The organism is Pantoea sp. GD03673, assembly GCF_029844725.1.
Classification (GTDB): domain Bacteria; phylum Pseudomonadota; class Gammaproteobacteria; order Enterobacterales; family Enterobacteriaceae; genus Pantoea.
In genome coordinates this window covers 193006-207406 of sequence record NZ_JAOCKJ010000009.1, presented here as the reverse complement: position 1 = coordinate 207406, position 14401 = coordinate 193006, and the positions used below count along the sequence as shown (strand labels likewise).

The window sequence follows — 14401 nt, the reverse complement described above, 5'->3', positions numbered from 1 at the left end:
AAAGGCAATGAAAATCAACCATATACCTCTTAATGGGTATATGGCGTCGTGGTTGATGCATATCAATAAGCGTCAGAAAAGGCGCGCTATTGTAGCCGCAGATATCGCAAATTTGAGGCAAAAATGAGCAAGCACAATGTCGTCGTTATCGGTAACGGCATGGTCGGCCACCGCTTCATAGAAGAGTTACTTGAGAAAGCGGAACCCGACCAGTTTTCGCTGACCGTCTTTTGTGAAGAACCCCGCGTCGCCTACGATCGTGTCCACCTTTCCGCTTACTTTTCCCATCATACTGCTGAAGAACTGTCACTGGTTCGTGAAGGGTATTATGAAAGGCATCAGGTTACTCTGCTGCTGGGCGAGCGCGCCATTACCATTAACCGTGATGAGAAGCTCATCCACTCCAGCACTGGCCGCGCCGTTCACTACGACACGCTGATTTTTGCCACCGGCTCTTATCCGTGGATCCCGCCGATTGATGGCGCGCAGGGCAGCGACTGCTTTGTCTACCGCACCATTGAGGATCTCAACGCAATTGAAGCCTGCTCGCGCCGCAGCAAACGCGGTGCGGTCATGGGCGGCGGCCTGCTGGGACTCGAAGCGGCGGGCGCACTGAAAAATCTCGGGATTGAAACCCACGTCATTGAATTTGCGCCTGTCCTGATGGCGGAGCAGTTAGATCAGCAAGGTGGCGAGCAACTACGCCGCAAGATTGAGCAGATGGGCGTGCGGGTCCATACCGGCAAAAACACCCAACAGATTGTTCACCATGAGCATGGCGGCAAAACACTGCGGTTTGCCGACGGCAGCGCGCTGGACGTCGATTTCATCGTCTTCTCCACCGGTATTCGTCCGCAGGACAAACTGGCGAAGCAGTGCGGATTAACGCTGGGTCCGCGTGGCGGCATCGTGATTGATGACCAGTGCCGGACCCGCGATCCGGCCATTTACGCCATCGGTGAGTGTGCCGCCTGGCAGAACCGCGTCTATGGCCTGGTGGCACCGGGTTACAAAATGGCGCAGGTCGCCAGCGACCATCTGCTGGGCCGCGACAATACGTTTACCGGCGCGGACATGAGCGCCAGACTTAAGCTGCTGGGTGTCGATGTCGGCGGGATTGGCGATGCGCACGGCACCACACCTGGCGCACGCAGCGTGGTCTGGCTGGATGAAGGCAAATCGGTCTATAAACGCCTGATTATCAGCGAAGACCAGAAAACCCTGCTGGGTGCCGTGCTGGTGGGCGACACCAGCGATTATGGCAACCTGCTGCAACTGGTGCTGAATGCGATTCCGCTGCCCGCTAACCCGGAAGCGCTGATTCTGCCTGCAGGCAGCGGCGATAAACCGGCGATCGGCGTCGATTCTCTGCCTGACAGTGCGCAAATCTGCTCCTGCTTCGACGTCAGCAAAGGCGACATCGTCAAGGCGGTTCAGGGGGGCTGTCATACCGTGGCAGCCCTGAAGAGCAGCACCCGCGCAGGCACCGGCTGCGGTGGCTGTATCCCTCTTATCACTCAGGTACTCAACAGCGAACTCAGCCGCCAGGGCATTGAGGTCAGTAACCATCTGTGTGCCCATTTCGCCTGGTCTCGTCAGGAGCTTTATCACCTGATTCAGGTGGAGGAGATCAAAACATTTGATGCGCTGCTGGCGCGTTATGGTCAGGGTTACGGTTGTGAAGTGTGCAAACCTGTCGCTGGTTCACTGCTCGCCTCTTGCTGGAATGAGTACGTGCTCAGGCCGCAGCACGCGCCGTTGCAGGACAGCAACGACCTCTATCTGGGTAATATTCAGAAAGATGGCACCTACTCGGTGATCCCGCGCTCACCCGGCGGTGAAATCACGCCGCAGGGACTGAAAGTCATTGGCGACATCGCCGAACGCTACCAGCTCTACACCAAAATCACTGGCTCGCAGCGCATCGGTCTGTTTGGCGCACAGAAAGACGATCTGCCCGCTATCTGGTCTCAGCTGATCGCTGCCGGATTTGAAACCGGTCAGGCCTACGCCAAGGCGCTGCGTATGGCGAAAACCTGCGTCGGCAGTGCCTGGTGCCGTTACGGCGTGGGCGACAGCCTTGGCTTCGGCGTGATGCTGGAAAACCGCTACAAAGGCATCCGCACGCCGCACAAGATGAAGTTTGGTGTTTCCGGCTGCACACGCGAATGTGCGGAAGCACAGGGCAAAGATGTTGGCATCATCGCCACGGAAAAGGGCTGGAACCTCTATGTGTGCGGCAATGGCGGCATGAAACCGCGTCATGGCGATCTGCTGGCAGCGGATCTCAATCAGCAGACGCTGGTCAGCTATCTCGACCGCTTCATGATGTTCTATATCCGCACCGCCGACCGCCTGCAGCGCACCTCGCTATGGCTGGAGAGTCTGGAAGGCGGCATCGACTATCTGCGTCAGGTGATCGTGGAGGACAAGCTGGGTCTCAACAGCCAGATGGAACAGCAGCTTGCCACGCTGCGCGCCAGCGTCCGCTGTGAATGGCAGGAGACGCTGGAAGATGAAAACCACCTGACGCGCTTTGCCCACTTTATCAACTCGCCGCAGCGCGATCCGGGCGTGCAGCGGGTGGCCGAGCGCGACCAGCACCGCCCTGCACGCGCCGATGAACGTATTGCCGTGACCCTGATTAAGGAGACCGAATCATGAGCCAGTGGAATCCGGTGTGCCCGCTGACGCAGATCCTGCCCGCCACGGGCGTCTGCGCGCTGGTTAAAGGCCAGCAGGTGGCTATCTTCCGCCCGCGCGATGATGAGCAGCTCTATGCCATCAGCAATATCGATCCGTTTGCCGATGCCAGCGTGCTGTCACGCGGCATTATCGCCGAACATCAGGATGCGCTGTGGGTGGCCAGCCCGCTGAAGAAACAGCGTTTTCGCCTCAGCGATGGCCTCTGCATGGAGGATGAAACGCGCTCCGTAGCGGCCTGGCCGGTGCGGGTCACTGCCGGGCAGGTCGAAGTCTGCCTGTAATGCCCGTCAACAGCCCGCCTCTGCGGGCGTTTTTTAAGGATCGCTGATGGAATACTTCCCGCTCTTCTGCCGCCTGCAGGGTCGACGCTGCCTGCTGGTCGGCGCGGGTGATGTGGCTGAACGTAAAGCCCGCCTGCTGCTGGAGGCCGGAGCCGAACTGCGGGTCGGTGCCCCTGATTTCTCCCCTGCCTTTCTGCAGTGGGCGCAGCAGAACGCCGTCACACTGCTGCCGGGGCATTTCGATCCCGCCTGGCTGACCGGTTGCTGGCTGGTGGTCGCCGCAACCAGTAATGACACGGTCAATCAGCAGGTGGCTGACGCAGCCGAAAAACAGCAGATCTTCTGCAATCTGGTGGATGCTCCGCAGCAGGCCAGCGCCATTATGCCGTCGATCATCGACCGCTCCCCACTGATGGTTGCCGTCTCTTCCGGCGGACGTGCGCCGGTGCTGGCGCGGCTGCTGCGGGAGAAACTGGAGGCGATGCTGCCGCAACATCTGGGTCAGCTGGCACAGCTGGCGGGCACGCTGCGTGCGCGGGTGAAAACACAGTTCGCTTCCCTCAATGCCCGCCGTCACTTCTGGGAACGCTTCTTTAACAGCGAACGGCTGGCCCAGACGCTGGCTAACGGCGACGGTGAACGTGCGGCGCTGATTACCGACGTCCTTTTTAACGCAGATCTTCCGCAACAGGGTGAAGTGGCGCTGGTCGGAGCCGGTCCGGGCGATGCAGGATTGCTCACACTCAAAGGCTTGCAGTTGATCCAGCAGGCGGACGTTATCGTCTATGACCGGCTGGTCTCCGATGCGATCCTGAATCTGGTGCGCCGCGATGCCGAACGCATCTTTGTCGGAAAACGCGCCGGACACCACTGCGTCACTCAGGATGAGATCAACCAGCTGCTCTGCGAACAGGCGCAGCGCGGAAAACGCGTGGTGCGGCTGAAAGGGGGCGATCCCTTTATCTTTGGTCGCGGCGGTGAAGAGCTTGAGGCACTGGCGCAGCTGGAGATTCCGTTCAGCGTGGTACCGGGCATCACTGCCGCCTCCGGCTGTGCGGCCTACAGCGGCATCCCCCTGACCCACCGCGATCATGCACAGAGTGTCAGACTGGTTACCGGGCATCTGCAGAAATCCGGCACGCTCGCCTGGCAGACGCTGGCAGCGGAACAGCAGACGCTGGTCTTTTATATGGGGCTGGCGCAGGCAGGAGAGATTCAGCAGCAATTGATTAAGCACGGGATGCGCCATGACATGCCAGTGGCGCTGGTGGAAAACGGCACCAGCACGCATCAGCGCGTGGTCACCGGGACACTGAACGAGCTGGACGCGTTAGCCGGTCAGGTCAGCAGTCCCAGCCTGATGATCATCGGCAGCGTGGTGAGTCTGCGCGACACTCTCCGCTGGTTCTGAATGTGATAAATAAACACGGCGGGCAGGGTGCCCGCCGTGTTGTTTGTCTGCTCAGCCATTACGGCATGGCGACAAAGCCCACCGCTTCATAAACCTTTTTCAGCGTTTCCTGCGCCTGTGCGCGTGCTTTTGCCGCGCCATCACGCATCACCTGCTCCAGTAACGCTTCATCGTTACGGAAGCTGTGATAACGCGCCTGCAGCTCAGAGAGCATGCCCGATACGGCATCGGCTACTGCGCCTTTCAGGTGGCCATACATCTTGCCTTCGAACTCCTGCTCCAGCTCGGCGATGGTTTTACCGGTGACGCCCGACAGAATATCCAGCAGGTTAGAGACGCCCGCTTTCTCTTTGATGTCGTAGCGCACCACTGGCGGCTCTTCAGAGTCGGTAACGGCGCGTTTAATCTTCTTCACCACCGCTTTCGGATCTTCCAGCAGGCCGATCACGTTATTACGGTTATCATCCGACTTGGACATTTTTTTGGTCGGCTCAAGCAATGACATCACGCGTGCGCCAGACTTCGGAATGAACGGCTCTGGCACCCGGAAGATATCGCCATAGATCGCATTGAAGCGATGCGCGATATCGCGGCTCAGCTCCAGATGCTGCTTCTGATCTTCGCCAACCGGCACCTGATTGGTCTGATAGAGCAGAATATCGGCGGCCATCAGCACCGGATAGTCGAACAGACCGGCGTTGATATTCTCTTCATAACGCGCTGATTTATCCTTGAACTGCGTCATGCGGCTCAGTTCACCGAAATAGGCGTAGCAGTTCAGGATCCAGCTCAGCTGCGAGTGCTCGGGTACATGCGACTGAACAAAGATGGTGCTTTTTTGCGGGTCGATACCACAGGCCAGATAGAGCGCCAGCGTGTCCAGCGTCGCTTTACGCAGTGCAGCAGGATCCTGACGCACGGTGATCGCGTGCAGATCAACGATGCAGTAAATGCAGTGAAAATCATCCTGCATCTGCACCCACTGACGCAGCGCGCCCATATAGTTGCCAATGGTCAGTTCGCCGGACGGCTGTGCGCCGCTGAAAACGATGGGTTTCATTCTTAAGTCCTGATATTTACAGCCCCAGTGTGGGCAAAAGTTCGTCAAAGGCGTCGAGGGTTAAATCGGGCTGGCTGGTGGCAATCGGCTCGCCATAGTTATAGCCAAAGGTCATGCCGACATTGGGTACACCTGCTGCCTGCGCCGCCTGGATATCATTGCGTGAGTCGCCAACAAACAGCAACGCGTTCGGCAGCACGCCAAAGGTGCCCAGCACCATAAAGATTGCCGCAGGATGTGGTTTTTTAACCGGCACATCGTCGCCACCGATAATCAGCGAAAACGCATCGGCAATGCCAAGCGACTGAAGCAGCGGTGCCACAAACGGTGTCGGTTTGTTGGTCACAATCGCCATCGGCAGCCCGGCAGCTTTTAAAGCAGCCAGCGTCTCCTTAACCTGCGGGAACAACGTACTGCCCGCATCCACGGTATCAGCATAATGGCGGTCAAACAGCGCCCGCGCATCACGCTGCTCTTCCGGCTGCGGCTCACGGCCCAGCGCGAAGGTCAGCGCACGCGCCATCATAATATCCGCACCGTTGCCAATCCAGGTTGAGACACGCTCAAGGCCCGCCTGTGGCAGGCGGAGATCGTTCAGCGTGCGGTCGATCGCATCGGCAAGGCCTGGCGCGCTATCAACCAGCGTTCCATCAAGATCAAACGCCAGCGCCCGGATATCAGTGAAATGAGCCATTGGCTTTCTCCAGTTCGTTGCGCATCTCGTCGATCACTTTTTTATAGTCAGGATGACCGAAGATTGCGGAACCGGCGACAAACATGTCGGCACCTGCGGCAGCAATCTCGCGGATATTGTCGATCTTCACGCCGCCATCCACTTCAAGACGAATGTTGTAGCCGCTCTGATCGATACGTCTGCGCGCTTCACGCAGTTTATCCAGGGTGCCGGGGATAAATGACTGACCGCCAAAACCGGGATTGACGGACATCAGCAGAATGATATCCAGCTTATCCATGACGTAATCAAGGTAGCTCAGCGGGGTCGCCGGATTAAACACCAGGCCCGCTTTGCAGCCATGCTCTTTAATCAGTTGCAGGGTACGATCAACGTGTTCGCTGGCTTCGGGATGAAAGGTAATATAGGTGGCACCCGCTTTGGCGAACTCCGGGATCAGTGCATCCACCGGCTTCACCATCAGATGCACATCGATGGGGGCAGTGATGCCATAGTCACGCAGTGCTTTCAGCACCATCGGACCCATGGTCAGGTTAGGGACATAGTGGTTGTCCATCACGTCGAAGTGAACCACGTCACCTCCGGCCGCCAGCGCTTTGGCTGTGTCTTCGCCCAGGCGGGCAAAGTCCGCCGAAAGGATTGAAGGGGCCAGCAAATATTGTTTCATCCGATTCTCCCACTGTTGTGCGCCAGCCTGCGGCTGGCGTAATGCGTTGGTCGCGGACGAAACAGACTAGCGATAAAGTGCCAGCAGTTCGTCGACCTTAGTGCGACCGGTTATGCTTCGGCTAATGGAACGCCGGGCTTTGACCACATGTAACACTGCATCCTGATACCACAAACGCGTCAGTGCAGTGTCGTGGTTAGAAATCAGTACCGGAATCCGGTGCTCCGACGAAGCCAGCTTTGCCGCTAACGCCGCCAGATTCTCCTGCTCACGCAGGCTGAAACTGTTGGTGTGATAAGCCGTGAAATTGGCAGTTGCCGACAGCGGCGCATAAGGCGGATCGCAATAGACCACCGAACCTTTACCGGCATTGCTCAGGGTAACATCGTACGATTCACAGACAAACGTCGCTTTTTGCGCACGCTCGGCAAACCATAACAGTTCGGCTTCCGGAAAGTAGGGTTTGCGATAGCGGCCAAACGGCACGTTAAACTCACCACGCAGGTTATAGCGGCACAGGCCGTTGTAACAGTGACGGTTCAGATAGAGGAACAGCAGCGCACGCTGATAAGCGTCGATGCTGGTGTTAAATTCGGTACGGCGCTGGTAATAACAGATCTCGTTGTTACCTTCCGGCGTAAACAGCAGCTGCGCGTCACGAATGAAATCCGCCGTGCGCGTTTTGACAATGTTGTAGAGATTAATCAGGTCACTGTTGATATCAGCCAGATGGTAGCGATCAAATTCAGTGTTCAGAAACACCGAGCCCGCGCCAACAAATGGCTCGACCAGACAGTCGCCTTGCGGCAGATGACGATGGATCTCTTCTACTAAGGGAAATTTTCCCCCTGCCCATTTCAGGAAAGCGCGATTCTTTTTCATGCTGTCGTGGTTATTACATCTTATTATGAGGCTGTGGCTGGACCGACAGCAGATCTGCGCTTAAAACGGGGCCAGAGCCTGGCCCCACATCCGCTATTGGCTGGCTTCTTTCTTCACCTGGCTTACTGGCTTAACCCACGGGTTCTTCGCACGCACGTCTGCAGGCAGCGATGCCACCGCGCGTTTGGCATCAGCCGGTGTGGCATAGGAGCCGCTCACCAGCACATACCACGACTGACCGTTACGGGTAGTTTTATAGACGTGATACCCACTCAGATTCTGTTTCTTAGCCCAGGCATTCAGGCTTTCCGGCTTCGACGCACCGCTCAGCTGCAGGGTATAACTGCCGCCTGGCAATGATTTGCTGGCTGAACTGCTGCCTGCTGCTGCCGTCGCGGGCGCTGAACTCGCGAGTGTACGCGCTGGCGTGGTATGCGTTTTGCTGTCACGGGTTACAGGCTTTGACGCCGTTTTATGCGATGTATCGTGCGCAGGACGAGCCGCCGCGTTTGATTTGTTCGGCGTCTGACGCACTGACGGTGCCGTCACAGGATTGACAGCCGTGCCGGCAGCATTGCCGCTGACCGTCGCAGGTGCCGTTGGCAGTGAACTGCCGCCTTGCGTTCCCATCGCAGCACTGTCAACCTGCTGCTGCTGATTAGACAGCGCGCTGTTGAGATCGCCCGGCAACGTAACACGCTGCTGATTCGCGGGTGCGTCAACCGGTGCAGCCTGCGTAGGCGTTGACGCCACAGGCGGCATCGAGATGTCGCGCTGAGGATTAGAGGCAGCATCACCGGAGGTCGCCGCGTTATTCTCGCTGGCGGCAGGCGTCGTCTGTCCACCTGACATAGAAGAGGAGCCAGCCAGATCGATATTCTTCTCGTTACCGGAACCGTTACCGGCTGCAGGCGTATTGCCCGCCGTGGCCGGGGTTTTCTCATCCGGGCCATTCAGCGCCGAACCGATCCCCAGTACCAGTAACAGCAGAACCAGGATCCCGACACCCATCATGATGCGCTGGCGCGAAACCGGTACTTTGGCTGCGGTAGACGACTTACGAGGGCGCGAGGGACGGCGGTCGCTGGCGTCAGGTTTTAACTCATCTTCCGGTTTAAACTCATCCATTTTGCCTCCTCCGTAAAGCGGCATTCCGCACTGCGCACCCTGCGCGCCGCGTCACCACTCAACTGCTTAATCTCAGGGTTGCTGACAATCATTTATTGCAGCCAGCACAATATCATGTGCCACGCCACCACGCACTTCAGAGCGGCCAATCGACAGCGGAAGTATCAGCCGCAGTTCGCCCGCAAGAACTTTTTTATCGCGCATCATGTGCGGCAGATACATCTCTGCACGCATCGCCTGTGGCCCATGCACCGGTAAACCGGCACGCTGGAACAGGGCAATAATGCGGTCGGTCTCCTGAGCCTGGAACTGCCCAAGACGTTCAGCCGTGCGTGCCGCCATGACCATGCCCGCCGCAATTGCTTCACCGTGCAGCCAGTTGCCGTAGCCCATGTGCGCTTCAATCGCATGACCAAAAGTATGGCCCAGATTGAGCAACGCCCGCTGACCGTTTTCACGCTCATCGGCCGCCACAACCTCAGCTTTCAGTTCACAGCAGCGACGAATGCAGTACGCCAGCGCCTGTTCGTCCAGCGCCAGCAGAGCATCAAGATTCTGCTCCAGCCACTGGAAAAACGCACCGTCAAGGATGATGCCGTACTTAATGACTTCCGCCAGGCCGGACGCCAGCTCGCGTGCAGGCAGCGTCCGCAGACAGGTCGTATCAATCACCACCGACGCGGGTTGATAAAACGCGCCGATCATGTTTTTGCCCAGCGGATGATTGACGGCGGTTTTGCCGCCAACCGAAGAATCAACCTGCGACAGTAAGGTGGTCGGTACCTGAATAAAGCGTACGCCACGCTGATAACTGGCCGCAGCAAAACCGGTAAGATCGCCAATGACGCCGCCGCCTAAGGCGACAAGCGTCGTATCACGACCGTGCGGCTTTTGCAGGAGCGCGGTAAAAACCTGTTCCATCACGGCCAGCGTCTTATATTGCTCGCCGTCGGGTAAGATCACCTGATCCACTTTGACCCCTGCCGCCGTCAGCCGCGCTGTCAGCGGGTCAAGATAGAGCGGAGCCAGCGTCTGGTTTGTCACCACCATAGCGTTCTCGCCCGCGGTTAGCGGCCAAAAAGAAGCCGGATCGTTAAACAGTCCGGCGGCGATAGTGATGGGGTAACTGCGTTCCCCCAGTGAGACGGTGATCTTCTCCATTGATGCCCGATACCTGTTAAAAAGCCTTCGAACGTTGGATCAACTTTTTTCCAACATGTGGATAATCTGATTCGCCACCACTTTCGCACTCTGATCATCTGTGCGAATGGTTACATCGGCGATCTCTTCGTAGAGCGGGTTACGTTCGCCAGCCAGCGCTTCAAGCACTTCACGCGGCGGTGAATCCACCTGCAGCAACGGACGTTTTTTGTCACGTTGAGTGCGCGCCAGTTGCTTCTCGATGGTGGTTTCAAGATAAACCACAACACCGCGGGCGGAGAGACGATTACGCGTTTCCCGGGATTTGACGGAACCACCGCCTGTCGCCAGGACGATGCCTTGCTTCTCGGTCAGTTCGTTAATGATTTTTTCTTCGCGATCGCGAAAGCCAGCTTCGCCTTCGACATCAAAAACCCAGCCCACATCCGCTCCGGTGCGTCGCTCAATTTCCTGATCGGAATCGAAGAACTCCATGTTGAGTTGCTGAGCCAACTGACGGCCAATAGTGCTTTTGCCGGCACCCATCGGCCCAACCAGAAAGATATTGCGTTTCTCTGCCATTTTGTCGGTATTACTAAGAATTCGTTAATGATACCCCGCGTTCAGCATTTGCTGGCGGGACAGGAACTGAGACCTCATGAGCGTTAGCAAGAGTCAGATGAAAAATTATCTCAACACTCAAGGCTGTTTGGCAACCGATTATATTGCCTTCAGCACATCCATTTCTGAATTGGCCTGTGTTCGCGAAACTGTAACGCGCCAGCGCTGCGTCTTTACAACGCCGCTTACAGAGGAGTTTGCTGATCTGTTTGCCGGGATTTACCCTGCATAGACGGTTACACCGTATTGAAAATCGCTAAACCTTGTAAGCTAATTCCTCTCCTGCGTCAACGCAGATGGCCTTAAGGGACGCATTTTCCGTTTTATCCAGCCGTAAGCGCTGCTTCCCTGACCAATCGCGGCGTTATGAAGATCACCAGCTCTCTTTTTTTGCGCTGCTCAGATTGCTGGCGAAACAGCCCGCCAATCAGCGGCACATTTCCCAGCAGCGGCACCTTATTCTCTCCGCGACTTCGCTGCTGCTGAAAGATACCCCCTAACGCCAGGGTTTGCCCGTCACTGACCGTGACCTGAGTCTCAATTTCCTGTTTATCAATGGATAATATGTCGCTACTGCCGGTTCTGATGCTGCGACCGGGCATGTTCTGACTGATATGGATCTTCAGCTGGATGCGACCATTACCGGACACAGTCGGTGTGACCTCCATGCCCAGCACCGCTTCTTTAAACTCAATACTGGTGGCACCGCTGTTTCCCGCTGACACTTCATAGGGAATTTCAGTGCCCTGCTTAATCGAGGCGGTCTGCTGGTGTGAGGTAAAGAGGCGCGGACTGGCGATGATTTCAATCTGGTTCTCCTGCTCCAGCGCACTGAGCTCCAGATCCAGAAGCTGCCCCCCGATGCGCGCCAGCGCCATCCCCACGCTGATGCCGGGTGTACTCACCGCCAGCGGGATATCCAGCCGGGGATGATGCAGGAGGTCGGTTACTGCGGCGTCACCCGCCTGCCCTCCCCACTTCACCCCCAGCTCCTGCAGATGCTCCTGGCTGATGGTGACGATGTGAGCCGCCAGCTCAATCTGCTCCAGTGGCAGGTCCAGCGCCCGTATCCAGCGCACCGTCTCTTTCAACGCTTCTGCCGTATCGCGCAGCAACAGGGCGTTGGTGCGTTTGTCGACGGTGACGCTCCCGCGCGGCGTCATCAGAGACTGTCGCTCACTCAGCAGGCTGGTATAGACCTCGCTGACGCTGGCGTGACGCAATATCACGGCGCGCTGCTGCAAAGGCACCTGCTGCAACCGCGCCTGCTGCTCAGCCTGCTGCGCCTGCTGCCAGCTTTCCGGATAGACCAGCAGGACATTATCCTGCTCAATCACCGTCAGCTTTGCCATACGCGCAACCAGGTCCAGCGCCTGATGCCACGGCAGGTTATCGAGCCGCAGTGACAACGATCCTTCAACCTCTGGCGCAATCATCAGGTTGATCTGCTGATAGTCAGCCAGCGCCTGGAAAATACGTGCGACCGGCGCATTATCAAACGTCAGGCTGAGCGGCTCCTCATCAGCGGCGTAAACCGGCAGCAGGCAGCTTATGACCAGCAGCAGCGTGGCTATCCTTATCATGCGAACGTCCTTTTAAGTAAAACGCAGTCTGTTGAGCAGTGCAGCTATCCGGTACTGCTAAGGTAATGCTGCGTCGGGTCATATCAGCGAGTTGCCAGGGCGCTAACGAAAAGGGTTTGCCGGTGCGGACCATAATGCTCTCTCCCTGCGGAGTCAGCAGCCAGGCATGGAACCGGGCCTCCCGGCCAATGATGCCCTGCAGACGCCAGCCGGTAAGGGGTGCCACGAGCGCCTGGCAAAATGAACCGGCAACGGGCCGGAAGGGATCACGCGCCAGCACACCGCCACAGCACAACAGCAAAATCAGCAGGCTATGGCGCATCGTCAGGCTCCAGCCAGAGTTGAGCCACCAGATGCTGCGGCTGCGACAGCAGCTGGAAATGCACGGGAAACGGTACGGAAGCATCGGCAAACTCGGCAAAAAGCGACTGAAACGGCTGCCACTGCAGATGCAAAGTCAGCGTGCGTGAAGGGGCATCCGGTTGCCACTCCTCCAGTTGATGACGGCGTGCCGCCAGGATCGCTTCCACTGCCCGGCCCGATGCGCCCGATGCAGGCCTGGCGTTCTGCATCGCCTGGAGCTGGGCCTGCAACTGTGCATTGTCGGGATTCTGATGCCACTGTTGCTGGCGCTGATCCAGAGTACGGTTCAACTGCGTCAGCGTCTGCTGTTCGACGATCAGCGCCTGCTGCTGTGGCCGCAACCAGAAAACCCATGAGAGCAGCAACAGGCCCGATGAAACGGCGGCGAGCATGCCGTAGCGCGGCACAGCGGCCATCTGCCACCACCGATCCCACCACTCATTCATCAGCCACCTCCTGCACCTCTGCCCGCAGAGAAAACTGATAACGGCCACTCGCCTGACGTTTGACCCCGCCCTGCTTAACCTGACCAAACAGGGCGACGGTGGTTAACTGCTCACGGAACTGCCGGATCGCCGCCATATCCTGCGCCTGCCCCTCCAGCGTAAGGCGACTGTCGCGCTTCTCCAGGCGGGTCAGCCAGGCGGTGTCGGGCAGCAACGCAGGTAAATCGATCCAGAACTGATGCCATGCGGCCAGTTGCACAGTCTGATGACGCTGCTTCGCCTGTTGTTTTTGCACCACAGTGAGCTGCGCCAGTAACTGCTTCTGCTGCGCTAACTGCGCTTCCAGGCTTTCCAGCGCCCGCTGCTGCACCCTGCCCGTCTCCGCGACCTGCTGACGCGCCTGACGGATTCGCCAGGTTTGCTGCATCACCACCAGCAGCAGAGCACTGAGCATTAGTGACAGCGCGACAAGGCTCCGTCGCCGCTGCTGTTGCTGACGACGCTGCCGCCAGGGCAGCAGATTGACCGCCACCATCATTTGTCCCCGTCGCGCAGTGCCAGGCCAGCTGCCAGCGCAAAGGCACCGGGATTTTCCGGCCACGGCGGCTGTTTATAACGGAAGAGATCAAACGGGGAAAACGCGAGGGCGTCAGCGGGAAGCCCGGTTTGCTCTGCTGCGCACCAGGCAACTGAACGGGCATCGGGGAAGGCCTGCTGCTGCAGTGCCGCAAGCGTAGCGGCTTCGCCACTGTCAGCGGCGGTATGCGCATCACTCCAGAGCCAGCGGTTATCCTGCTGCAACACCAGCACCGCGCCATCCTGCAGCGCAGCCTGCCGGGCTAACCGCTTCAGCGCTTCGGTCGTCAGTTCAAACACCTGCGGCTTTAATCCCGCCTGCAACAGTGGCGCTGCCCACTGATCTAAAATCTCCAGCCGTGCTGCCGTAACGCAGAGCTGGCCGCTCTCGGCATCGACCCGATAATCCAGCGCCAGCGCAGCAGGCTCCAGGGGAAAGAGCCTGCGTGCGGCCGCCTGCACGTAATGCCCCAGCGCGGGCTCCTTCAGCGACTGTGCGGGCAGGGGAAGCTGGCGCTGCAGCACCAGCCGGGCTGGCAGTGCGACCCGCAGCGAGTAACGACGCGGCAACCGCTGACGCCAGGCTGTTAAGGCTGACAGTAATTCAGGCGAAGATTGCAGCACGCCGTTTCTTAACGTATCTTGCGGCAGCCGCTGCTGCCACCAGTGGCGTAGCTGCCAGCCATCACGACGAGGCTGGAGGGCCAGGGCACACATCTGCCTGTTCTGAATATCCAGCCCAATTTGCCAGGTATGAAAAGCCATGCGCGCGATCTCCTTATCGTCCGGGAAAATGGACATATCAAAGCGTCTGGCTTGCCTTTATACTACCGCGCGGTTGTT

Annotated in this window: 16 protein-coding genes; 4 read left to right on the top strand and 12 right to left on the bottom strand. The window is 58.1% G+C overall.

The annotated features are described in order from the left end of the window. Positions 1-123 precede the first annotated feature (123 nt). From nirB to cysG, 3 genes are read left to right on the top strand one after another with little or no spacing between them, the layout of a single operon-like run. Positions 124-2664 carry a nitrite reductase large subunit NirB gene (gene nirB, locus N5J69_RS18240; protein ID WP_279772015.1) on the top strand — a complete coding sequence of 847 codons (2541 nt, stop codon included), beginning with the start codon at positions 124-126 and terminating at the stop codon, positions 2662-2664. Next, positions 2661-2987: a nitrite reductase small subunit NirD gene (nirD, locus tag N5J69_RS18235; protein ID WP_279772013.1), complete on the top strand. Its 327-nt coding sequence runs from the start codon at positions 2661-2663 to the stop codon at positions 2985-2987. The genes nirB and nirD overlap by 4 nt, the downstream gene beginning before the upstream one ends. A 46-nt stretch (positions 2988-3033) precedes the next feature. Next, positions 3034-4398, top strand: a complete 1365-nt coding sequence (gene cysG, locus N5J69_RS18230; protein ID WP_279772011.1) for a siroheme synthase CysG — start codon at positions 3034-3036, stop codon at positions 4396-4398. Between the two features lie 58 nt (positions 4399-4456). Here the strand turns inward: cysG and trpS are convergent, their stop codons facing one another. The 7 genes from trpS to aroK all read right to left on the bottom strand — a co-directional run bounded on the left by trpS (position 4457) and on the right by aroK (position 10551). Further along, positions 4457-5458, bottom strand: a complete 1002-nt coding sequence (gene trpS, locus N5J69_RS18225) for a tryptophan--tRNA ligase (RefSeq protein WP_279772009.1) — start codon at positions 5456-5458, stop codon at positions 4457-4459. A gap of 16 nt (positions 5459-5474) precedes the next feature. Beyond that, a complete protein-coding gene (locus N5J69_RS18220) occupies positions 5475-6152 on the bottom strand; it encodes a phosphoglycolate phosphatase (protein ID WP_279772007.1) in 678 nt (225 codons plus the stop codon). Next, positions 6136-6819: a ribulose-phosphate 3-epimerase gene (rpe, locus tag N5J69_RS18215; RefSeq protein ID WP_279772005.1), complete on the bottom strand. Its 684-nt coding sequence runs from the start codon at positions 6817-6819 to the stop codon at positions 6136-6138. The genes N5J69_RS18220 and rpe overlap by 17 nt, the downstream gene beginning before the upstream one ends. A 66-nt stretch (positions 6820-6885) precedes the next feature. After that, positions 6886-7701 (bottom strand): adenine-specific DNA-methyltransferase, encoded by an 816-nt coding sequence (gene dam, locus N5J69_RS18210; RefSeq protein WP_279772003.1) that lies wholly within the window; start codon positions 7699-7701, stop codon positions 6886-6888. 93 nt (positions 7702-7794) lie between these two features. Next, entirely contained in the window at positions 7795-8829 is a 1035-nt protein-coding gene (locus N5J69_RS18205; protein ID WP_279772002.1) for an SPOR domain-containing protein, read from the bottom strand. 72 nt (positions 8830-8901) lie between these two features. After that, positions 8902-9990: a 3-dehydroquinate synthase gene (gene aroB, locus N5J69_RS18200; protein ID WP_279771999.1), complete on the bottom strand. Its 1089-nt coding sequence runs from the start codon at positions 9988-9990 to the stop codon at positions 8902-8904. Positions 9991-10029: 39 nt separating this feature from the next. Continuing rightward, positions 10030-10551 carry a shikimate kinase AroK gene (gene aroK / locus N5J69_RS18195; protein ID WP_003852989.1) on the bottom strand — a complete coding sequence of 174 codons (522 nt, stop codon included), beginning with the start codon at positions 10549-10551 and terminating at the stop codon, positions 10030-10032. 76 nt (positions 10552-10627) lie between these two features. On the opposite strand from aroK, the gene N5J69_RS18190 reads away from it, so the two are divergent. Next, a complete protein-coding gene (locus tag N5J69_RS18190) occupies positions 10628-10822 on the top strand; it encodes a hypothetical protein (protein WP_279771997.1) in 195 nt (64 codons plus the stop codon). Between the two features lie 91 nt (positions 10823-10913). On the opposite strand, the gene hofQ is transcribed toward N5J69_RS18190, so the two are convergent. Genes hofQ through pilM form a run of 5 tightly spaced genes read right to left on the bottom strand, consistent with a single transcriptional unit; the run spans position 10914 to position 14323 of the window. Beyond that, on the bottom strand, positions 10914-12173 hold the full coding sequence (gene hofQ / locus N5J69_RS18185) for a DNA uptake porin HofQ (RefSeq protein ID WP_279771995.1): 1260 nt from the start codon (positions 12171-12173) through the stop codon (positions 10914-10916). Then, entirely contained in the window at positions 12112-12495 is a 384-nt protein-coding gene (locus N5J69_RS18180; RefSeq protein ID WP_279771993.1) for a HofP DNA utilization family protein, read from the bottom strand. The genes hofQ and N5J69_RS18180 overlap by 62 nt, the downstream gene beginning before the upstream one ends. After that, the gene (locus N5J69_RS18175; protein WP_279771991.1) at positions 12485-12982 is read right to left on the bottom strand and encodes a hypothetical protein; all 498 of its coding nucleotides are present in this window, start codon (positions 12980-12982) and stop codon (positions 12485-12487) included. The genes N5J69_RS18180 and N5J69_RS18175 overlap by 11 nt, the downstream gene beginning before the upstream one ends. Then, entirely contained in the window at positions 12975-13520 is a 546-nt protein-coding gene (locus tag N5J69_RS18170; protein ID WP_279771990.1) for a PilN domain-containing protein, read from the bottom strand. The genes N5J69_RS18175 and N5J69_RS18170 overlap by 8 nt, the downstream gene beginning before the upstream one ends. Then, a complete protein-coding gene (gene pilM / locus N5J69_RS18165) occupies positions 13517-14323 on the bottom strand; it encodes a pilus assembly protein PilM (protein ID WP_279771989.1) in 807 nt (268 codons plus the stop codon). Before pilM ends, N5J69_RS18170 begins: the two co-directional genes overlap by 4 nt. Positions 14324-14401: the final 78 nt, after the last annotated feature.

What these genes read in the sequence shown, in the direction of transcription:
- dam (WP_279772003.1), bottom strand. Translation starts at nt 7,701, where the DNA reads ATGAAAAAGAATCGCGCTTTCCTGAAATGGGCAGGGGGAAAATTTCCC.
- trpS (WP_279772009.1), bottom strand. Translation starts at nt 5,458, where the DNA reads ATGAAACCCATCGTTTTCAGCGGCGCACAGCCGTCCGGCGAACTGACC.
- N5J69_RS18170 (WP_279771990.1), bottom strand. Translation starts at nt 13,520, where the DNA reads ATGATGGTGGCGGTCAATCTGCTGCCCTGGCGGCAGCGTCGTCAGCAA.
- N5J69_RS18190 (WP_279771997.1), top strand. Translation starts at nt 10,628, where the DNA reads ATGAGCGTTAGCAAGAGTCAGATGAAAAATTATCTCAACACTCAAGGC.
- N5J69_RS18205 (WP_279772002.1), bottom strand. Translation starts at nt 8,829, where the DNA reads ATGGATGAGTTTAAACCGGAAGATGAGTTAAAACCTGACGCCAGCGAC.
- nirB (WP_279772015.1), top strand. Translation starts at nt 124, where the DNA reads ATGAGCAAGCACAATGTCGTCGTTATCGGTAACGGCATGGTCGGCCAC.
- N5J69_RS18180 (WP_279771993.1), bottom strand. Translation starts at nt 12,495, where the DNA reads ATGCGCCATAGCCTGCTGATTTTGCTGTTGTGCTGTGGCGGTGTGCTG.
- hofQ (WP_279771995.1), bottom strand. Translation starts at nt 12,173, where the DNA reads ATGATAAGGATAGCCACGCTGCTGCTGGTCATAAGCTGCCTGCTGCCG.
- N5J69_RS18220 (WP_279772007.1), bottom strand. Translation starts at nt 6,152, where the DNA reads ATGGCTCATTTCACTGATATCCGGGCGCTGGCGTTTGATCTTGATGGA.
- N5J69_RS18175 (WP_279771991.1), bottom strand. Translation starts at nt 12,982, where the DNA reads ATGAATGAGTGGTGGGATCGGTGGTGGCAGATGGCCGCTGTGCCGCGC.
- aroB (WP_279771999.1), bottom strand. Translation starts at nt 9,990, where the DNA reads ATGGAGAAGATCACCGTCTCACTGGGGGAACGCAGTTACCCCATCACT.
- pilM (WP_279771989.1), bottom strand. Translation starts at nt 14,323, where the DNA reads ATGGCTTTTCATACCTGGCAAATTGGGCTGGATATTCAGAACAGGCAG.
- cysG (WP_279772011.1), top strand. Translation starts at nt 3,034, where the DNA reads ATGGAATACTTCCCGCTCTTCTGCCGCCTGCAGGGTCGACGCTGCCTG.
- nirD (WP_279772013.1), top strand. Translation starts at nt 2,661, where the DNA reads ATGAGCCAGTGGAATCCGGTGTGCCCGCTGACGCAGATCCTGCCCGCC.
- aroK (WP_003852989.1), bottom strand. Translation starts at nt 10,551, where the DNA reads ATGGCAGAGAAACGCAATATCTTTCTGGTTGGGCCGATGGGTGCCGGC.
- rpe (WP_279772005.1), bottom strand. Translation starts at nt 6,819, where the DNA reads ATGAAACAATATTTGCTGGCCCCTTCAATCCTTTCGGCGGACTTTGCC.